The sequence below is a fragment of the Methylobacterium sp. CM6246 genome, assembly GCF_054818005.1.
Genome location: NZ_JBTXKY010000001.1, coordinates 5691603 through 5710897, shown reverse-complemented (window position 1 = coordinate 5710897; position 19295 = coordinate 5691603). Strand labels below are relative to the sequence as shown.

Sequence of the window (19295 nt, the reverse complement as noted above, 5' to 3'; positions counted from 1 at the left end):
GGCGGCCCAGTCCCTTGAGCCCTGCTTAGAGTTCTGCCCCGATGAGCGGCGTCAACGAGATCCGGTCGACCTTCCTCGACTTCTTCGCGCGTGCGGGACACGAGGCCGTGCCCTCCTCGAGCCTCGTTCCGAAGAACGATCCCACGCTGATGTTCACGAACGCCGGCATGGTGCAGTTCAAGAACGTCTTCACGGGCGTCGAGAAGCGCGGCTACGACCGGGCCACCACGGCGCAGAAGTGCGTGCGGGCCGGCGGCAAGCACAACGACCTGGACAACGTCGGCTATACCGCGCGCCATCACACGTTCTTCGAGATGCTCGGCAACTTCTCGTTCGGCGACTACTTCAAGGACCGCGCGATCGAGCTGGCCTGGACGCTGATCACCAAGGAATTCGGCCTCAAGCCCGACCGGCTGCTCGTCACCGTCTACGCCGACGACGACGAGGCCGCGAACCTGTGGAAAAAGATCGCCGGCTTCCCGGATGAGAAGATCATCCGGATCGGGACCTCCGACAACTTCTGGCAGATGGGCGACACCGGCCCCTGTGGCCCGTGCTCGGAGATCTTCATCGACCAGGGCCCGGCGCTCCAGGGCGGACCGCCCGGCTCGCCGGACGAGGACGGCGACCGCTTCCTCGAGTTCTGGAACCTCGTGTTCATGCAGTACGAGCAGCTGGAGCCGGGGGTGCGCAACCCGCTGCCCCGGCCCTCGATCGATACCGGCATGGGCCTGGAGCGCATGGCCGCGATCCTCCAGGGCGTGCACTCGAACTACGACACGGACCTGTTCAAGGCGCTGATCGACGCCGTGGCGCACGCCGTCTCGCGGGCGCCCGAGCCCGCCACGATGGCGTCCTACCGGGTGATCGCCGACCACCTGCGCGCCGCCTCGTTCCTGGTCGCCGACGGCGTGCTGCCGGGCAACGAGGGGCGCGGCTACGTGCTGCGCCGGATCATGCGCCGGGCCATGCGGCATGCCGAGATCCTCGGCGCCCGCGAGCCGACCATGTACCGCCTGGTGCCGACGCTGGTGCGCGAGATGGGCCAAGCCTATCCCGAGTTGATGCGCGCCGAGGCGCTGATCGGCGAGACCCTGAAGCTGGAGGAGACCCGCTTCCGCCGCACCCTGGAACGGGGTCTGTCGATCCTCGATTCCGAGACGCGCGATCTCAAGACCGGCGAAAACCTCTCGGGCGACACCGCCTTCACCCTGTACGACACCTACGGCTTCCCCCTCGATCTCACCCAGGACGCCCTCAAGGCCCGGGGCATCGGGGTCGATACCGAGGCGTTCACGGCCGCGATGCAGCGCCAGAAGCAGGCGGCGCGCGAGGCCTGGAAGGGCTCCGGCGAGGCCGCCACCGAGACGGTCTGGTTCGGCATCCGCGAGCGCGTCGGCGCCACCGAATTCCTGGGTTACGAGACCGAGGCCGCCGAGGGCATCGTGACCGCGCTGCTGCGCGACGGCGCCGAGGTGAAGAGCCTCGAGGCGGGGCAGACCGGCCTCGCGCTGGTCAACCAGACGCCGTTCTACGCCGAGTCCGGCGGACAGGTCGGCGATACCGGCCTGATCCTGGCGCCAGGCCTGAAGGTCCGCGTCACCGGCACCGAGAAGAAGCTCGGGGACCTGTTCGTCCACCACGTCAGCGTGGAGGCGGGTACCCTCGGGCTCGAACAGGCCGTGGAGCTGAAGGTCGACCACGCCCGCCGCAAGGCGATCCGTGCCAACCACTCGGCCACGCACCTCCTGCACGAGGCCCTGCGGCAGGTTCTCGGCGACCACGTCGCCCAGAAGGGCTCTCTGGTCAGCCCCGAGCGGCTGCGCTTCGACATCAGCCATCCGAAGCCGATCGAGGCGGACGAGCTGGCCCGGGTCGAGGACATCGCCAACGCGGTGCTGCTCCAGAACGCCCCGGTGGTGACCAAGCTGATGGCCGTGGACGACGCCATCGCGTCCGGCGCCCGGGCCCTGTTCGGCGAGAAGTACGGCGACGAGGTCCGGGTCGTCTCGATGGGCCTGCCGGTGGACGCGTCCGGCGCCGAGACCGACCGCGGCCGGCTCAAGAACTTCTCCATCGAGCTGTGCGGCGGCACCCATGCCGGGCGCACCGGCGATATCGGGGCGATCACCATCGTCAGCGACAGCGCGGTCGGGGCCGGCGTCCGCCGGATCGAGGCGCTTACCGCCGACGCGGCGCGCCGCCACCGGGCCGAGGAGGCCCGCACGCTGGCCGCGCTGGCGGGCATCCTGAAGGCCCCGGTCGCGGAGGCGCCAGACCGCCTCACCGTGCTAATGGAGGACAAGCGTCGCCTGGAGCGGGAGCTCGCCGACACAAGGCGCAAGCTGGCGATGGGCGGTGAGACCGGATCGGGGTCCAACGCCCGCCAGAGCGAGATCGGCGGCGTGGCATTCCGGCGCTCGGTGGTCGAGGGGCTCGACATGCGCGACCTCAAGCCGATCATCGACGAGGAGAAGAAGCGCCTGGGCTCCGGCATCGTGGCGATCGTCGGGGTCGCGGCCGACGGCAAGGCGGGCCTCGTGGTCGGCGTCACCGAGGACCTGACCGGACGTTACGACGCGGTCGGGCTGGTGCGGGCCGGGGCGGGCGCGCTCGGCGGCAAGGGCGGCGGCGGCCGTCGCGACATGGCCCAGGCCGGCGGCCCCAACGGTGCCGGTGCCGAGGCTGCGCTCGACGCGATCGAGCAGGCGCTGACCGACGCGGCTTGAGGCGGGACGGTCCCGCCCACGGCCTCATCGCGAGGTGGCGTAGCGCAGCGAAGCCCTCGAAGGAGGGCTCCAGAACGCTCAAAGCTTCTTGAAGCCTACGAACCACTTAGGTTCGAGGCGCCCCCTCTCCCGTGCGGGCAAACGGATTCACGCATCGGGGTCGGCAGGATACGCTGGAGACTCCGCGGCACTCCCCCCCCCTTTGCGGGGGAGGGTGGCCCCCGAAGGGGGTCGGGAGAGGGGAGCGAGGCTGCTGGATAGGGCGCTCGCCCTCACGCCCGCTCTGCTTCACCCGGAAGCCGGGCTCCCCTCTCCCGGCCCCTGATGACGCAGGGGCCACCCTCCCCCGCAGAGGGGGGAGGGAAGGCGCGGGGTCGTTCTGGAGTGCCATACCCGTCGATCGGACGGTGAAACCAAACGCGAAATGTGAATCCGCTGGCCTGCTCGGGAGAGGGGACCCGCGCCTCCTGCGCCAGCGGCAGAACCACGCCTCTGACCGAAACCTGTGTCGGCGGTAGCCGCAAGGGTGAGGAGAGCGCGTCGCGCTTCGCCGAAGACGATGTGCGCACAGCGTAGGGATGAGGTGAAAGGTTTGGATATCCGCCGGTCGGCCGCGACCTCACCGTCATTGTCGGCGCAGCGAGGCAACCCAAGACTGCACGCGATGGTAACCTCGCCCCAAACGCAAAACCTGCGTCCGGGGCGAAGTGATGCGTCCTACTTCCCGCCGCCGCCGCCCTGGGGGGCGACCTGCGAGGGCTGGTTGGCGTTGCCGGCCGCGGCGGAATCGGTGGAGATCGAGTCCGCCGGCCGTCCCGTCGGCGAGTAGGTGAGGGCGCCCTCGGCACCGGTGGCGTTCGATTGCGGCGTCACCACCCCGGGGGCGCCGGGCGGCACGACCACCACGGTGCCGGTGGGGGATTCGGTCACTTGGGCGGAGGCCGGTCCGACCAAACAGGTCGCGAAGGCGGCGGCAAGAATCATCCGGGTCATGAAGGTTCCTGTCTCTGTGGAGAAGGAAGCTTCGGTCGTGCGCAATTGATCCGTCGCGGGACCGCGACTGCGTCACCGTGAGCGCGGGTCAGTTCACCCGCGTCCAGGTCTGGCGCTTGCAGAACACGCTCATCACGCACCCCGAGACTTCGAGGGCGTTCGGGCCGGTCAGCCGCAGCGCGCCGGAATAGGTCTTCCCGTCGTTCGGGTTGTAGAGAGAGCCGCTGTAGCCCGATCCGTCCGCCTGGGGGGCGTTCAGGATCTGCACGCCGACGACGCTGCGGACCCGCAAGGCCGGGTCCGGGTTCTTGGCGTCCAGCGCCTTGCCGGGGGCGCTGACGATGGTGCCGCAATAGCCGCCGCCGCAGGGGGTGACCTTCACCCGGGAGCTGCCGGTCTCGGTCAGCCAGAGGCCCGCCGGATCGGCCGCCAGGGCCGGACCGCCGGCCGCCAGAGCCGCCAGTGCCGCCGAGACCGCAAGTAGCGCCGAAACCGAACGCCGCATCCTCATCCTCCCGAACCGATTCTGTGGGACGCCGTCTTACCGCGACGCTTCGGGCAGCGCACCGCCCAGATAGGTCTCGGCGACCTCGCAGAACGGTTGTCCGGCCCCGGTGGAGAGCACGGCGTCGATCTCGAACAGCTTGTCGTCGGGGCCGGGTGCCGCCGGCTGCGCGAAGGGGCGGACCGCGATGGTCTGCCGGGTCGGCTCCAGGGGGCGCACCACCCGGCCGAAGGGCGTGCGGGTGCCGTCGAGGGTCGCGTTCATCTCGGGCGTCAGGCGCGCCGGGACGTACCAGTTGTCCGCCTCCGACAGCACCCGGTCGCCGCAGGCCAGCCGGACCCGGCGGTAACGCACGGGCTCGTCGGGGCCGATCGCCAGGCGGGCACGCTGGGCGGCGCTGAGCGGCTTGTCGGCCACGTCCATGCGCCGGGCGACGAGATGCGGGTCGCCGGCGAGCTTGTGGTCGGCGCACCAGCTCTCCAGCGCCAGGGTCGCGCTGTGCGCCGCCAGCACGCGGCCCTGCAGCGCGGCGATCAGCGCGGCCTGCGGCTGGGTCGCGGCCGGAGCCTCCGCCGCGACTGCCGACGGCCTCATCGGAAGGCCCGCCAGCGCCGCCGCGAGACCGAGATGGAGCGCCCAGTCGCGCCGGACCAGGAAGGCGACGCAGCGTCTGACGGCCCGTGGATCAAGGGCGGCGAAGGTGAGTCTGGGCATCGGGAATCCCCGGAGAGCGTAATTCGGTCCACCGCATCGTCTCGGCCCGAATCCCCCCGGGTGGAGGCGTCCTGTTGGTCTCACGCCCGGTCGGGCGCGTCCGGCCTCGCGGGCGAACGTTTACCCAACCTCGGCCTTTGGGTCGAGGCCGCTGCTACCGCCGGGCTGGCGGCAGGTCGGTGCAGAGGCCGAGCGCCGCCTCGGCCGCGAGCCCGATGGTCTCGCCGAGCGTCGGGTGCGGGTGGATCGTGCGGCCGATGTCGGTGGCGTCGGCGCCCATCTCGATGGCGAGCACGATCTCGCCGAGCATGTCGCCCGCGCTCGGCCCCACGATGGCGCCGCCGACGATCCGCTGCGTCTCCGCGTCGAACAGCAGCTTGGTCAGCCCGTAATCGGCGCCGTTGGCGATGGCCCGGCCCGAGGCGGCCCAGGGGAAGCGCGCCACCGCGACGGCCCGGCCGGCGGCTTTCGCGGCGGTCTCGGTGAGGCCGGCCCAGGCGATCTCGGGATCGGTATAGGCCACCGACGGGATCACCGCGGCGTCGAACCCGGCCTTGTGGCCGGCCGCCACCTCGGCGGCGACGTGGCCCTGGTGGACCGCCTTGTGGGCCAGCATCGGCTGCCCGACAAGGTCGCCCACCGCCAGGATGTGCGGCACGGTGGTCCGCATCTGCGAATCCACGGGCACGAAGCCGCGCTCCACCGCGACGCCCGCCGCGTCGAGGCCCAGCCCATCGCCGTTCGGACGCCGACCCGCGGCCTGGAGTACGAGGTCGTAGACCCGCGGCTCCGGCTCGCCCGCGAGCGTGACGGCGATGCCGTCCGGGGTGGCGGTGGCCGAGACAACCTCCGCGCCGGTCAGGACCCGGTCGAACCGGTGGGCGTTGCGCTTGGTCCAGACCGCCACGAGGTCCCGGTCCACCCCCTCCAGCAGGTTCGGCAGGCGCTCGACCACGTCGACCCGGGCGCCGAGCGCGCTGTAGACCGTCGCCATCTCCAGGCCGATGATGCCGCCGCCGATCACCAGCAGGCGGCGGGGCACGAACGGTAGCTCCAGCGCGCCCGTCGAGTTCACGATGCGGGGGTCGTCCGGCAGCATCGGCAGGGACACCGGCGACGAGCCCGCCGCCACGATGGCGCTCCTGAACGCGACGGCGCGGCTGCCGCCCGCCTGCAGCGCGACCGAGACCGCGTTCGCCCCGGTGAAGCGCGCGGTGCCGCGCACGACGTCGACCTTGCGCTGGCGCGCCATCTGGGTGAGCCCGTCGGTCAGGCGCCGCACGGTGCCGGCCTTGAACGTCCGGAGCTTGTCGAGGTCGATCGCCGGCGGGCCGAAGCTGATCCCGTGGGCGGCGAGGCGACCGGCTTCTTCCGTGACGGCGGCCACGTGCAGCAGCGCCTTCGAGGGGATGCAGCCGACATTCAGGCAGACGCCCCCCAGCGTCGCCTCCCGCTCCACCAGGATCACGCGCTGCCCGAGGTCCGCGGCCCGGAAAGCGGCCGCGTAGCCGCCGGGCCCGCCGCCGATCACGAGGACGTCGCAGGACTCATCCGGGGGCGCGACGGCGGGCGCATCGACGGACGCTGTCGTCTCCGCCTCCCTGGCCACGCGGGCGATCAGGGTCCCGGCCGAGACGGTGTCGCCGAGGCCGACCAGGATCTCGATCAATCGGCCGGCGAAAGGCGCGGGGATGTCGAGGGTCGCCTTGTCGGATTCGACCACCAGCAGAGTCTGGTCGCGCGCGATGGCGTCCCCCGGCGCCACCGGGATCTCGATGACGGGCACGCCGGAAAAGTCGCCGATATCGGGGACGCGGATCTCGCGGGTCTCGGTCATGGCGGCGTCCGTCACAGCACGGCCCGGCGCAGGTCCGACAGGACCGACGCGATGTGGCCAAGGAAGCGGGCGGCGGCGACGCCGTCCACGACCCGGTGGTCCCAGGACAGGCTGAGCGGCAGGATCAGGCGCGGCTGAAACGCCTTGCCGTCCCAGACCGCCTCCGTGCGCGAGCGCGCCGCGCCCAGGATCGCGACCTCGGGGGCGTTGATGATCGGGGTGAAGCCGTCGCCGCCGATGCCGCCGAGCGACGACACCGAGAAACAGCCGCCCTGCATCTCCGAGCCCGCGAGGCTGCCGGCCCGGGCCTTGTCGGCGAGCGCCGCCATCTCGGTGGCGATCTCGATCAGGCCCTTGCGGTCGCAATCGCGCACCACCGGCACCATCAGGCCCTTCGGGGTGTCCACCGCGAAGCCGACATGGACGTAGTCCTTGAGGACGAGGTCGGAGCCCTCCAGGGAGGTGTTGAAGCGCGGATAGGCCCGCAGCGCGAGGGCGGCGGCCTTGATCAGGAAGGCCACCATGGTCACCCGCGCCGGCGGTGTCCGCGTCTCCGTGTTGAGTCCGACCCGGAACGCCTCGATCTCGGTGACGTCGGCCCGGTCGAAATTGGTCACGTGTGGGATGGTCAGCCAGTTGCGGCTGAGATTGGCCCCGGAGATTGTCTGGATCCGCGACAGGGGCTCGCGCCGCACCGGTCCGAATTTCTCGTAGTCGACCTGCGGCCAGGGCGGCAGGCCTGCGCCGATGCCCGAGGAGCCTGCCGGTCCCTGAGTGAGGGCCGATCCCTGAGTGGGGGCCTGGAGCGCCGCCTTGACGAAGGCGTGCAGGTCCTCCCGCAGGATCCGCCCCTTGGGACCCGTGGGGAGCACGCGGTCGAGGGTGATTCCGAGTTCGCGGGCGAGCTGGCGCACCGACGGGCTGGCGTGGACGTCGCCGGCGGGGGCGGTGCTTGGGTTGTCACGCGCCACTGCAACGCGCGCGCTCCCTCCCCCCTCCGCGGGGGAGGGTGGCCCCCGAAGGGGGTCGGGAGAGGGGAGCGCCGTATCCGGAAGAGTGGCGACAGGTGTGAAACCCGCCCCGTCGCGCTGCCCCTCTCCCCCCCTGCTTCGCAGGGTACCCTCCCCCGCAGAGGGGGGAGGGAGAGGCGCGTCGGCCGCCTCACCGCCCTCCGCAGGCTCGACCATAAGAATCGGTGTCCCCTCCGAGACCTTCGATCCGATCCCGACCAGCAATTCCCGCACGGTGCCGGCCACCGGGGAGGGGACTTCCATGGTCGCCTTGTCGGATTCGATGCTGAGGATCAGGTCGTCCACGGCGAGGCGGTCGCCCGGCTTCACCAGGAGTTCGATCACAGGCACGTCCCGGTAATCGCCGATATCCGGGAGGGCGATCTGCAGCGCGGCGCTCATGCGGGCGGGTTTCCGTGGCTTGTCTGGAGCGGATTGTCGTTTGGTGCGGGCGGGGCCCGGGGGGCCTCGCGAAGCGTCTGCGACGTCCGGTGGCTTCCCACCCGCGACCTCATCCTGAGGTGCTGCGCAGCAGCCTCGAAGGAGATCTCCAGGGATCGCGCGGCCGGCTGGAGGGCTCCTTCGAGGCATCCGCTACGCGGACGCACCTCAGGATGAGGTCGCGGGTGGGAGTTCCTCAGGTCGCACTGGCCGTCAGATCGTCCAGGGCGCCGGCGTGTCCGCGTCGATCCCGTAGCGCCGGATCGCCTCGGCGACCGTGGCGCGCGGCACTGTGCCGGCCTCGGCCAGCGCGTGCAGAGCTGCGACCACGACGTGCTGCCGGTCCACCTCGAAGAAGCGGCGGAGCGCGTTGCGGGTGTCGCTGCGGCCGAATCCGTCGGTGCCGAGCGTCACGAACCGGGCGCCGAGATAGGAGGCGATCAGCTGCGGGTAGGCCCGGACGTAGTCGGTCGCCGCCACGATCGGCGTCGCGCCCGGCAGCAGGGCCGCCACGTGGCTCTTGGGCGGTTCGGCCTCCGGGTGGAGCATCGCCCGGCGCTCGGCCTCTCGCGCGTCGCGTGCGAGCTCGCTGAAGCTGGTGACGCTGAACAGCTCGGCCGCGATCCCCCAATCCTGCGCCAGCAGGGCTGCGGCTGCGATCACCTCGGGCAGGATCGCGCCCGAGCCGAGGAGCCGCACCGCCGCAGGGCCGGTGTCCGGGCCCGCCAGGCGGTACATCCCCTTCAGGATGCCCTCTTCCGCGCCCGCCGGCATCGACGGCTGGGCGTAGTTCTCGTTCATGGCGGTGAGGTAATAGAAGGCGTCCTCACCCTCTTCCATCATCGCCCGGGCGCCGCGATCGACGATCACCGCCATCTCGTACGCGAAGGCCGGATCGTAGGCCCGGCAGTTCGGGATGCCGGCGGCGGCGAGGTGGCTCGACCCGTCCTGGTGCTGCAGGCCCTCGCCGCCGAGCGTCGTGCGGCCGGCCGTGGCGCCGATCAGGAAGCCGCGCGCCCGCTGGTCGGCCGCCGCCCAGATCAGGTCGCCGACGCGCTGGAACCCGAACATCGAGTAGTAGATGTAGAACGGCAGCATCGACAGGCCGTGGACGCTGTAGGCCGTGGCCGCCGCGGTCCAGGACGAGATCGCCCCGGCCTCGGTGATGCCTTCCTCCAGCAGCTGACCGTCCCGCGCCTCGCGGTAATACAGCATCGAGCCGGCATCCTCCGGCTCGTAGAGCTGCCCCTCGGGGGCGTAGATCCCCACCTGCCGGAACAGGTTGGCCATGCCGAAGGTGCGCGCCTCGTCGGCGACGATCGGGACGATGCGCGGCCCGAGATCCTTGTGCTTCAGCAGGTTGCCGAACAGGCGGACCACCGCGGTGGTGGTCGACATCTCCTTGCCGGCCGCCTCGAGGGCGAACCCCGCATAGGTCGAGAGCGGCGGCACGGTAACGGTCGGCGCCGTGCGGCGGCGGGCCGGCAGCACGCCGCCCAGCATCTCGCGGCGTTCGCGCAGGTAGCGCATCTCGGCGCCGTCTTCGGCCGGCTTGTAGAAGGACAGGCCCTCCACCTGCGCGTCGGTGAGGGGCAGGGCGAAGCGGTCGCGGAAGGCGCGGAGCGCATCCACGTCGAGCTTCTTCGCCTGGTGGGCGGTCATGCGCGACTCGCCCGCGCCGCCCATGCCGTAGCCTTTCTTGGTCTTGGCCAGGATCACGGTGGGGCGGCCCTTGGTGGCCTTGGCGGCGGCGAAGGCCGCGTAGAGCTTGCGGAAATCGTGGCCGCCACGCTTCAGCCGGTCCACGTCGGCATCCGACATGTGCGCGACGAGTTCGCGGACCTCCTCGTCCTCCCCGAAGAAGTGGGCGAGGTTGTAGGCGCCGTCCTTGGCACCGAGCGTCTGGTACTTGCCGTCCACGGTGTCGGCGAAGCGGCGCAGCAGGGCGTGGTTGGTATCGCGGGCGAAGATCCCGTCCCACTCGGAGCCCCACAGCACCTTGATGACGTTCCAGCCCGCCCCGCGGAACAGGCTCTCGAGCTCCTGGATGATCTGGCCGTTGCCGCGCACCGGGCCGTCCAGCCGCTGCAGGTTGCAGTTGATCACGAAGGTGAGGTTGTCGAGCTTCTCCCGGGCGGCGAGCGCGAGGCCGCCGATCGATTCCGGCTCGTCCATCTCGCCGTCGCCGAACACACCCCAGACGTGCCGGGCGGAGGTGTCGGCCAGCCCCCGGTGGCCGAGATAGCGCATGAACCGCGCTTGGTAGACGGCGTGGATCGGGCCGATGCCCATCGAGCCCGTCGGAACCTGCCAGAAATCCGGCATCAACCAGGGATGCGGATAGGAGCACAGGCCGTCGCCGGCGATCTCCTGGCGGTAGTGCTTCAGCTGCTCCTCGGAGAGCCGGCCTTCCAGGAAGGCGCGGGCGTAGACGCCCGGCGCCGAGTGCGGCTGGAAATAGACGAGGTCGCCGTCCGGACCGCCCTTGAAGAAGTGGTTGAACCCGACCTCGAACAGCTCCGCCGCCGAGGCGTAGCTCGCCACGTGCCCGCCGAGCTCGCCGTAGGCCATGTTGGCCCGCACCACCATGGCCAGCGCGTTCCAGCGCATGATCGAGGTGAGCCGTTCCTCGATGTCGAGGTCGCCCGGGTAGCGCGGCTGCTTCTCCAGCGCGATGGTGTTGCGGTAGGGCGAGTAGGGCAGGGCCTCGTCGAGGATGCCGATCTCCTTCGAGCGCCGCTCCAGCCGGTCGAGGATGAACCGCGCCCGGGCCGCGCCCTCGGTGCGGAACAGCGATTCGAGGGCGGCCAGCCAATCCTGGGTCTCGGCCGGATCGTGATCGACCTCGGCGGACCGCGCGATCGTCGTCCTCGGCGGTATGGCGTTCATGGGTGCGGCTCCCGATTTTGATCGGAGCATACGAGCTTCCCGGCGGCGGGATGTGCCGAATTTTTGTCATCGAGGGCCGATGATTGGAATGTTTTGCTCGATATTTGCGTTACGACGGTCAATCGTACCGCTTGTGAGCCGCTAAAGTGGCTTCAAGATAAGCGACCCGGTCATTTCGCGGCGCCGCAGGCAAACAGGAACACAGGCAGAGTGAGATCCTGCACCCTCGGAGGCTCCGGATGACGGGGAGGCATTTGGGTTTGGGTGCAAGACCCAGGGCGGCCGGACGAACAGAGAATCGAAGGCGCTTGCCCGGCGCGCAGCGGTGCCGCCAAAAAACTTTCCTGCCGTCACGTGCTCAGCGGCATGCTATGCCCGTGGCAAACCGGAGAGCGAAACAATGGCCTCCCGACCGGCCCATCTCGACCCCGCCAGCCTGCGCATCCTCGAACGCCTGCAGCAGGACAGCGAGATCAGCATCGCCGACCTCGCCGAGCAGGTCGGGCTCTCGACCTCGCCGTGCTGGCGCCGGGTCAACGACCTGAAGGAGGCCGGAATCATCCGGGGCTGCGTCGCGGTGGTCGATCCGATGAGCCTCGGGCTCGCGGTGAACGTCTTCGTCCACGTCTCGCTGGAGAAGCAGACCCAGGCGGCCCTCCAGGCCTTCGACGAGGCGGTCCGCAGCCGCCCCGAGGTGATGGAATGCTACCTGATGAGCGGCGAGGCCGACTACATGCTGCGGGTGGTGGTGGAGGATCTCGGCCAGTACCAGCGCCTGGTGCTCGACCACCTCACGCGCATTCCGGGCGTCGCCAACATCCGCTCCAGCTTCGCGCTGGGTCAGGTGAAGTACACCACGGCGCTGCCGCTCGGGCACCTGACGCGGTGAGCCGGCCGTTCGCGGAATAAAGTATTGTCAGATCGGCCAGCGGAGCCGGCCTGAACCGGCGGCGTCACGCTGAAAGTAAAATGGTGGAGCCTAACGGGATCGAACCGATGACCTCTTCCATGCCATGGAAGCGCTCTCCCAGCTGAGCTAAGGCCCCACTTGTCCGCCGCGGTTTGGGTCCCGCAGGGTCTCGCCGACCGGCTGGCGTCCGGCGAGGCCGGTTCTATAGGCGGCTCTTTCCGCGGACTCAACCCCCTTTTTCGGGATTCTTCGTCGAAACGCCGACCGTCTTGGACTCTCCACGGACGCTTCGTGAACTCTTCGAAGTCTGGGCGCCGGAACGGGTCGAGTTTCTTCGTCAGTCTCGAGATCGCTGCCGATCAGACCGCAAGCGTCGTCGCCGGGATTTTCCTCCCCGACGACGGTGTCGCCCCCGGCCGAATCCCGTCCTCGGCGTCGGCTGGCCGCGCCTCAGGGGTGGCGCCGCGACACGCCTGCTCGCCGCGAGGTATACCGCACCGCATCTCGGGCAGGCGACAGGCCTGCGGGCGCCGTCGTCGAACGTCGCGCCGCCACGCGGGCATTGGCGCGTCATGCCAAGTTCGTGGCGGGCCACGCACTGATACCTCGTCGCCTCCGCTGCCTTTAGAAGTCGCTCCCGGTAGTCGCGGCTCCCGCACCTGTCCATCGCGCTGCAGACCCCGTTTCCGGCGGGACGTCGGGGGAGCGCGACGGATGACGCGGGCCGGTGCGCGTGTTAACCGCGCCGCCAGCTCACGGTCCGATTGCAGCGCCGCGGCGCACCCGCACGACGCGCCGGATCCCGTCCCACCTGAGATTCCCGAACGGACATCCCGTGTCGCACGACTCGCCTCCACAGCCCCTCACCGCCGCACCGGGCAGTCCGCTCAAGGGGCGCCTGCGTCCCCCGGGCGACAAGTCGATCTCCCACCGGGCCATGATCCTCGGGCTGCTGAGCCAGGGCGAAACCCGGGTCGAGGGCTTGCTCGAAGGTGACGACGTGCTGCGCACCGCCGCCGCCGCGAAGGCGCTGGGCGCCGGGATCGATCGACTCGGCGAGGGGCGCTGGCTCGTGCGCGGCGTCGGCATCGGCGGCCTCACCGACCCGGCCGACGTGCTCGACTTCGGCAATGCCGGCACCGGCTCGCGGCTGATGATGGGTGTGGTCGGCGGCCAGCCGGTCACCGCGACCTTCGACGGCGACGCGTCGCTCCGCTCGCGCCCGATGCGCCGCATCCTCGATCCGCTGACCCGCATGGGCGCGCAGGTCCTGTCCGAGGCCGAGGGCGGGCGCGTGCCGCTGACCCTGCGCGGCCTCAACGAGGCGATTCCGATCACCTACGAGACCCCGGCAGCCTCCGCGCAGATCAAGTCCGCAGTGCTGCTTGCCGGCCTCAACGCCCCCGGCATCACCACGGTGATCGAGGCGGCCGCCACCCGCGACCACACCGAGCGGATGCTGCGCCTGTTCGGCGCCGAGGTCCGCGTCGAGGCTCACGGCCCTGGCGGCCATGGCCGCAAGGTGTCGCTCACCGGGCAGCCCACCCTGCGCGGGACCGACGTCGTGGTCCCGGCTGATCCGTCCTCGGCGGCGTTCCCCCTCGTGGCGGCGCTGATCGTGCCCGGATCCGACGTGACGATCGAGGGCGTGATGATGAATCCGCTGCGGACCGGGCTGATCACCACCCTGCTGGAGATGGGCGCGCAGATCGAGCGCTTGGCCGAGCGGGAGGAGGGCGGCGAGACCGTCGCGGACCTGCGTGTGCGCGCGAGCCGCCTCTCTGGGGTCGATGTCCCGGCCGAGCGGGCGCCCGCGATGATCGACGAGTACCCGGTGCTGGCGGTGGCCGCGAGCTTCGCCGAAGGCCGGACCCGGATGAATGGCTTGCACGAATTGCGGGTGAAGGAATCCGACCGGCTCGCTGCCGTCGCGGCGGGCCTTGCCGCTACCGGCGTCCGGCATAGCGTGGAGGGGGACGACCTTGTCGTCGAAGGCGACGGCACGGCTGCGCCCGGAGGCGGCACGGTTGCGACGCATCTCGATCACCGGATCGCCATGGCGTTCCTGGTGATGGGGCTCGCAGCGAAGGCTCCGGTCGCGGTGGATGACGGGGCAATGATCGCCACCAGCTTCCCGAGCTTCCTGCCGTCCATGCAGGCCCTCGGCGGCCAGATCGGGGCCTGACATCATGCCGCTCGTCATCGCGATCGATGGACCGGCCGCCTCCGGCAAGGGAACGCTGGCTAAGCGACTGGCCGACCATTACCGGCTGCCGCATCTCGACACCGGGCTCCTCTACCGCGCCGTTGCGCTGTCCATGATCGATTTCGGCCTGTCCCTGGACGATTCGGAGGCCGCGTCCCGGGCGGCCCAGGCCCTCGACGCCGACAGGTTGGATGATCCGCGCCTGCGCGACCGCGCCATGGGCGAGGCGGCCTCGCGGATCTCGGCAGTCCCAGAGGTGCGCGCCGCCCTGCTGGCTTGGCAACGCCGCTTCGCGGCCGATCCTCAGGGCGCCGTGCTGGACGGTCGCGACATCGGCACGGTGGTTTGCCCGATGGCCAGCGTGAAGCTGTTCATCACCGCCTCGTCCCAGGAGCGCGCCCGCCGTCGCCACCTTGAACTCAGCGGACGCGGCGAAGCCGCGACCTTCTCGGCGATCCTGTCCGACATCGAGGCCCGCGACGCCCGCGACGCCTCCCGGGCCGCAGCGCCGCTGCGCATGGCCGACGACGCGGTCCGCTTGGACACCACCACCCTCGACCCGGACGCAGCCTTCGCCGAGGCCCGGAGCATTGTCGAGCGCGCTCGCGGGGACGGCGAATAGGCGCCACCCACAACCCCGTGTTGACCCCCCGGCCCCGCTCACCTATTGCGAACGCGCCGTCCCCGCGCGGCCGCCGCAGGGCGGTCCCCGGACGCGAGCGCGTAGCTCAGCTGGTAGAGCAACGGACTTTTAATCTGTAGGTCTTGGGTTCGAACCCCAACGCGCTCACCAATAAATTCAGTGGCTTGCTGGTTCGCCTAGCGATTCAGACCACGCATCGGGTAACAAATGGGGTAACGGGAGCTTTCGGCTTATTGGCGTTACCCAAGTCATCGCCGACCGCTCGCCTCGTTCGGACCCATGCTGCCAGCCCTGACCGCCCGGTCAATGACGGGTGAGCTATCGGTGCTCCGAAACGTCGCTGACGAGCACCGCCACTGCGGGGCCTCCCATCTCTGCCTCGAAGCCATCGCCGCGAGGGTAAGTGTGTCCCGCTCCTTCGCCAAGTGCGCCATCCGGACGGCTCGGCGGCTGGGCATGGTCGAGGTGGTGGAGCGCCGACGTACGGGTGCCAAGAGCATCTCTAACGTCGTGACCATCGTCGCCCGGGAGTGGTTGGCCTGGATAGCCCGCGGTGCCCGCATAGGGGGCAGAAATCAGCCCACCACGGGTAAGAGAGATTTACAGAGGGAATTCTAAGCGGCGGCAATGGCGAAGGGCTGCCGGGAGCAGCGGTTGACACGCCACGGCGCGAGTGGGCGAGATTTGTGCGTGGGTGGTAGGCTGCTACAGCCCCGCCGACCTCTACGGCGGCAGCAGTAGGTCGAGGCATGATACGAGTGAGCCCGATCCCGCTGGGTGTCTTATGCGCCTGAGGCTTGTACTGGCGATTCTCGCGATCGGGATGGCGTACCAAGCGCTAGCCGTGGACGGGGTTACCGACCCTCTGCGGCAGTGGACGGGCGAGATCAGCGCAGCGATCCAAAGGCAAATGAATCCGCAGGCCGCTGCGGGTACTCGTGGAGGCACAGTCGTTATCCGATTTACCGTGCTGCGCTCGGGCGATGTGAGAGACGTGAGCCTCGCCCGTTCGAGCGGCGTTGATGAAATCGATATAGCCGCGCTGGCGGCAGTGCGGGGTAGCCTGCCGGTTGCTCCAGCCGGTGTGACGCAGCAGAGCCTGACAGTCTCGATGCCGCTCAACTATCGTGTGCGGCAGCCCGCTTCTGGAAGTATCAACAATGATTTACTACCGTCGACAGGCGGAAGCGGAGAAAAGCCAGAACAGGTCCAAAATCTGGAAGGCACAATTCAGAAATCATTTGTAGGTCCAGATATACCCAAGTTTGACGTTGATCGTGAATGTGCATCGTACATTCAGCCCGATCATATTCGCCTCTGTGTCGACCTAGAACAGATGGCTTATAATAATTTGAAAACAGTATGGAATAGTAGTTCCGTTTCTGCGCGCAATTCGGCTATCAAATCTGCTTCTGATGCTATGAATTCAAAAGCATACTATCAAGTATTGTACGAATATGTTCTGCTAGAGATTCGCTTAGAAGAACAGCGACACCCAAAGGCTCCGCCGCAGTTCAGGCGCTGAGCGAGCGTAATGAGTAGCAGGATGAGGCCAAGCGGGGGAACCTTAAGCTGTCGCATGGATGAGTTCATGTCGACTGGCCTCGCGCGAGGGCCGGCCGGGATTCGCCAAATGCCATTTATGGAACGCGATTCCGGGTCGGTTTCAAATGCTCGCCATTAGAATTCCGGGGCCGCAATTAATCCGGATTCGAGCCGGCCGCGGGCCTGGTGATTCCGATCCCGCGGCCGCGCGCTCTATTTGAAATGGGCGAACAGTCCTGTCGGCTCGAAACTTGCCTGGAATGGCCCTTGTCTCCGATCACGCCAGCGGTTGCCAAGCGGCGCCACGATGCTCTGCGCGCCTGTGCTGCGAACCCACAGGGGCTACGCGGCGGCGCCTATCCGAGCGTGATGCCGGTGTTGGAAGCCGCGGGGCTGGTGACTCGGCGGGCCGAAGGACGCCGAGCTACATACTGGTTTCTCACGCCTGCCGGGCGCGAGGCGCTCGTTGGGACAGGCAAATGATCGACAATGCCATCACGGACGCTCTGATGGCTCGCCCTCGACGATCTGATCGCAGAGGTCCGGGCGAAGGGGTCGAGGCGGATCATAACCACCACCGAACGCGATGCCGTCCTATGCTTGAGGGCTCAGACCCGATCGCAGTGGGCGTAACCGTTATCACGTCCCGCGGCCACACCGTTGAGGCTGACGACGACATCGAGAACTGGCGCGTGGAGGGCGGCGACTGGCTCACCGTCGGCGATCTGCTGGCGCTGGTTATCTGCTTTGGCCTGAACCCGGGGACCGGGAGGCTGCAGTAGCGATGCCCGTCGAACGCAACGGCGCCCGTCCACGCAGGGACACACGCGCCCGCATCCTGGCGGTTCTGACCTGGTAGCCTGCGACCGCTGTACAGATCGCCGAACGGGCCGGGACCCCGGGCCGGGAGGCCGCCCAAGTGCTGGCCCGCCTCGAGGCTGATGGCCTGGCTACTAGGGAGGAAGGGCGCCGACAGTTTCCGCGGTGGCGGGCGCTTCCGGTCGCTCTCGCCGCGCTACGACCCGACAGCGATCCCGAAACGTGACTTCGTGCTTGGGCTACAACTCGCAGGCTGCCTAAAACGTGACCCGTGCCATGGCGATGGGATAGATCGCCGCGAGCTGCGCCTCGACACAGCCCCTCGTCTCCTTCCAGACTTCGATCGTGAACGGCACGCACGGCGGGACCGGTGTCGTGGGCTGGACCGGCGGCGGCAGCGTAATCGCGGCCAGGCACAGGTGCTCGTATTTCCGGGCCGGCGGCGACCCGGGCGGGCGCTGGTAGCGGCACAAGGCCGTTAGGTGGCGCAGTACCTCGAGGGTCGACATGTCTCGGTCGAGCCGCTCCCGCAGACTGGTGACGGTGTACTGGCCGTCAGATCCCTCGCTCGGTGCAGAACACGTAGTCCGGAATTGGCGGTAGGCAGTAAGAAGGGCTGACCTAAAAGCAGATGGGGTGGATGGCTCCCGCTCCAACTGACGGCATCTCGGTGCCAAGATGTGGTTGCTGTCGAAGCAGCAGCCACGCAGATGCAGGAGCCATCCCCATGGAGATCACCACCGTCGGCATTGATCTGGCCAAGAGCATTTTCTAGGTTCACGCCGTTGATGCAGCTGGGCACGTCGTCGTGCGCAAGGCGCTGCGGCGGGCGCAGGTCGTGCCGTTCTTCGCCAAGCTGCCTCGATGCCTGGTCGGCATAGAGGCGTGCGGCACGTCCCATCACTGGGCCCGGGAACTGACGAAGCTCGGCCATGAGGTTCGGCTGATGCCGCCCGCTTACGTGAAGCCGTATGTGAAGCGCGGTAAGACCGATGCGAACGACGCCGCTGCCATCTGCGAGGCGGTGACGCGCCCGAGCATGCGCTTCGTGCCGGTGAAGTCGACCGAGCAGCAGGCGGCGCTGGCGCTGCACCGGACGCGCGACCTGCTGGTCAAGCAACGCACGCAGTTGGTGAACATGATCCGCGGCCTGCTCGCCGAGTTCGGGATCGAGATGGCGCGGGGCCTGCGGCACGCGCTCGAACTGGCAGCCCGGCTCTCGGCCGGAGACGCAGCCGAGGTACCACCACTGGCGCAACGCGTGGTGACCGGGCTGGCCGACCAGATCGGCGCCTTGCAGATCCAGCTCACCCGCCTGGAGAAGGAGTTGCTCGCTTGGCATCGGGAAAACGACCTGTCGCAGCGCCTGGCGACGATCCCCGGTGTCGGTATCGTCTCGGCAACGGCGCTGGCCGCCTCGGTGAGCGAGCCCGAGCGCTTCCGCTCCGGTCGGCAGTTCGCGGCCTCGTTGGGACTGACACCGCTGCAGAACTGTAGCGGCGGCAAGGAGCGCCTGGGTCGGATCTCGCGCATGGGCGACCGCTACCTGCGCCGGCTGCTCGTAGTCGGCATGACTTCTCTGGTCCGGCGCGCGAAGGCCGCGCCGACGTCGGTCGACTCGCGGCTGCCGGCCCTTCTCCAGCGCAAGCCGGTGCGCGTCGTGACCGTTGCGGCCGCCAATCGCACCGCGCGGGTCGCCTGGGCGATCATGACCCGCGGCGGCACCTACCGCGCACCCGCGGCCACGGCCGCCTGACCGCACGGCGCGGAGGTTTTTCCAGGTTGCGAGGACGATGAGAGTTGATGGCGAACCGGTCAGACCGGGAGCCGGGACACCCCGCTGAATGTCCAGGGCATCATAGCCCGCAAAGCAGAGTGGGACCCAGCTCGCGGATACCATCAGGGCCAGCGGTCACATGAACGACTGCATCAACAGGCCGGACACAAGACTGCACCCGACCAACGCGTCAGAAGCTCAATTCGCCGCTTGCAATGCGGGAGCCATCCACACAGGACATTCAGCTTTGCGCCCAACCCGGCCATTCGGCGAGCCC

General features: G+C 69.1%; 14 protein-coding genes, 2 tRNA genes and 1 pseudogene. 8 read left to right on the top strand and 9 right to left on the bottom strand.

Annotated elements, in window-relative coordinates; translation table 11 throughout:
- Nucleotides 1-41 precede the first annotated feature (41 nt).
- Nucleotides 42-2729, top strand: coding sequence for an alanine--tRNA ligase (gene alaS / locus ACYQPG_RS27615; protein WP_461232169.1), 2688 nt, complete (start codon nt 42-44; stop codon nt 2727-2729).
- 717 nt (nt 2730-3446) lie between these two features.
- Here alaS and ACYQPG_RS27610 read toward each other — a convergent pair.
- The 6 genes from ACYQPG_RS27610 to mdeB form a co-directional block, all read right to left on the bottom strand.
- Nucleotides 3447-3722, bottom strand: a complete 276-nt coding sequence (locus ACYQPG_RS27610) for a hypothetical protein (protein WP_461232168.1) — start codon at nt 3720-3722, stop codon at nt 3447-3449.
- A gap of 88 nt (nt 3723-3810) precedes the next feature.
- On the bottom strand, nt 3811-4227 hold the full coding sequence (locus ACYQPG_RS27605) for a DUF2147 domain-containing protein (protein WP_147909923.1): 417 nt from the start codon (nt 4225-4227) through the stop codon (nt 3811-3813).
- Nucleotides 4228-4263: 36 nt separating this feature from the next.
- Nucleotides 4264-4941 carry a hypothetical protein gene (locus ACYQPG_RS27600; RefSeq protein WP_147909922.1) on the bottom strand — a complete coding sequence of 226 codons (678 nt, stop codon included), beginning with the start codon at nt 4939-4941 and terminating at the stop codon, nt 4264-4266.
- 154 nt (nt 4942-5095) lie between these two features.
- Nucleotides 5096-6778 (bottom strand): dihydrolipoyl dehydrogenase, encoded by a 1683-nt coding sequence (gene lpdA, locus ACYQPG_RS27595; RefSeq protein WP_461232167.1) that lies wholly within the window; start codon nt 6776-6778, stop codon nt 5096-5098.
- A gap of 11 nt (nt 6779-6789) precedes the next feature.
- The gene (locus ACYQPG_RS27590; RefSeq protein WP_461232166.1) at nt 6790-8190 is read right to left on the bottom strand and encodes a 2-oxo acid dehydrogenase subunit E2; all 1401 of its coding nucleotides are present in this window, start codon (nt 8188-8190) and stop codon (nt 6790-6792) included.
- 252 nt (nt 8191-8442) lie between these two features.
- Complete coding sequence (gene mdeB, locus ACYQPG_RS27585) at nt 8443-11118, bottom strand: alpha-ketoglutarate dehydrogenase (RefSeq protein WP_419830713.1); 2676 nt, start codon at nt 11116-11118, stop codon at nt 8443-8445.
- A gap of 400 nt (nt 11119-11518) precedes the next feature.
- On the opposite strand from mdeB, the gene ACYQPG_RS27580 reads away from it, so the two are divergent.
- A complete protein-coding gene (locus tag ACYQPG_RS27580) occupies nt 11519-12007 on the top strand; it encodes an Lrp/AsnC family transcriptional regulator (protein WP_147909750.1) in 489 nt (162 codons plus the stop codon).
- 81 nt (nt 12008-12088) lie between these two features.
- On the opposite strand, the gene ACYQPG_RS27575 is transcribed toward ACYQPG_RS27580, so the two are convergent.
- Together ACYQPG_RS27575 and ACYQPG_RS27570 are read right to left on the bottom strand one after the other, a co-directional pair.
- Nucleotides 12089-12164 (bottom strand) — tRNA-Ala (locus ACYQPG_RS27575).
- 201 nt (nt 12165-12365) lie between these two features.
- Nucleotides 12366-12695, bottom strand: coding sequence for an FYDLN acid domain-containing protein (locus tag ACYQPG_RS27570; RefSeq protein ID WP_306440321.1), 330 nt, complete (start codon nt 12693-12695; stop codon nt 12366-12368).
- Between the two features lie 168 nt (nt 12696-12863).
- On the opposite strand from ACYQPG_RS27570, the gene aroA reads away from it, so the two are divergent.
- The 5 genes from aroA (at nt 12864) to ACYQPG_RS27545 (ending at nt 17204) form a co-directional block, all read left to right on the top strand.
- A complete protein-coding gene (gene aroA / locus ACYQPG_RS27565) occupies nt 12864-14213 on the top strand; it encodes a 3-phosphoshikimate 1-carboxyvinyltransferase (protein WP_461232165.1) in 1350 nt (449 codons plus the stop codon).
- A 4-nt stretch (nt 14214-14217) separates the two neighbouring features.
- Nucleotides 14218-14856 (top strand): (d)CMP kinase, encoded by a 639-nt coding sequence (gene cmk, locus ACYQPG_RS27560; RefSeq protein ID WP_147940804.1) that lies wholly within the window; start codon nt 14218-14220, stop codon nt 14854-14856.
- 95 nt (nt 14857-14951) lie between these two features.
- Nucleotides 14952-15027, top strand: a tRNA-Lys gene (locus ACYQPG_RS27555).
- Between the two features lie 634 nt (nt 15028-15661).
- Nucleotides 15662-16402: an energy transducer TonB family protein gene (locus tag ACYQPG_RS27550; protein WP_461232164.1), complete on the top strand. Its 741-nt coding sequence runs from the start codon at nt 15662-15664 to the stop codon at nt 16400-16402.
- 616 nt (nt 16403-17018) lie between these two features.
- Complete coding sequence (locus ACYQPG_RS27545; RefSeq protein WP_461232163.1) at nt 17019-17204, top strand: hypothetical protein; 186 nt, start codon at nt 17019-17021, stop codon at nt 17202-17204.
- A gap of 294 nt (nt 17205-17498) precedes the next feature.
- Here the strand turns inward: ACYQPG_RS27545 and ACYQPG_RS27540 are convergent, their stop codons facing one another.
- Nucleotides 17499-17750, bottom strand: a complete 252-nt coding sequence (locus ACYQPG_RS27540; RefSeq protein WP_461232162.1) for a hypothetical protein — start codon at nt 17748-17750, stop codon at nt 17499-17501.
- A gap of 218 nt (nt 17751-17968) precedes the next feature.
- Here ACYQPG_RS27540 and ACYQPG_RS27535 point away from each other — a divergent pair.
- Nucleotides 17969-18997 (top strand): annotated as a pseudogene (locus ACYQPG_RS27535) (IS110 family RNA-guided transposase).
- The last annotated feature ends 298 nt before the right edge of the window (nt 18998-19295 follow it).

Coding starts and splice junctions, on each gene's coding strand:
- ACYQPG_RS27610 (WP_461232168.1), bottom strand. CDS start 3,722: ATGACCCGGATGATTCTTGCCGCCGCCTTCGCGACCTGTTTGGTCGGA.
- ACYQPG_RS27605 (WP_147909923.1), bottom strand. CDS start 4,227: ATGCGGCGTTCGGTTTCGGCGCTACTTGCGGTCTCGGCGGCACTGGCG.
- mdeB (WP_419830713.1), bottom strand. CDS start 11,118: ATGAACGCCATACCGCCGAGGACGACGATCGCGCGGTCCGCCGAGGTC.
- ACYQPG_RS27545 (WP_461232163.1), top strand. CDS start 17,019: ATGCTTGAGGGCTCAGACCCGATCGCAGTGGGCGTAACCGTTATCACG.
- cmk (WP_147940804.1), top strand. CDS start 14,218: ATGCCGCTCGTCATCGCGATCGATGGACCGGCCGCCTCCGGCAAGGGA.
- ACYQPG_RS27600 (WP_147909922.1), bottom strand. CDS start 4,941: ATGCCCAGACTCACCTTCGCCGCCCTTGATCCACGGGCCGTCAGACGC.
- ACYQPG_RS27570 (WP_306440321.1), bottom strand. CDS start 12,695: ATGGACAGGTGCGGGAGCCGCGACTACCGGGAGCGACTTCTAAAGGCA.
- ACYQPG_RS27550 (WP_461232164.1), top strand. CDS start 15,662: ATGCGCCTGAGGCTTGTACTGGCGATTCTCGCGATCGGGATGGCGTAC.
- alaS (WP_461232169.1), top strand. CDS start 42: ATGAGCGGCGTCAACGAGATCCGGTCGACCTTCCTCGACTTCTTCGCG.
- lpdA (WP_461232167.1), bottom strand. CDS start 6,778: ATGACCGAGACCCGCGAGATCCGCGTCCCCGATATCGGCGACTTTTCC.
- ACYQPG_RS27540 (WP_461232162.1), bottom strand. CDS start 17,750: ATGTCGACCCTCGAGGTACTGCGCCACCTAACGGCCTTGTGCCGCTAC.
- ACYQPG_RS27580 (WP_147909750.1), top strand. CDS start 11,519: ATGGCCTCCCGACCGGCCCATCTCGACCCCGCCAGCCTGCGCATCCTC.
- ACYQPG_RS27590 (WP_461232166.1), bottom strand. CDS start 8,190: ATGAGCGCCGCGCTGCAGATCGCCCTCCCGGATATCGGCGATTACCGG.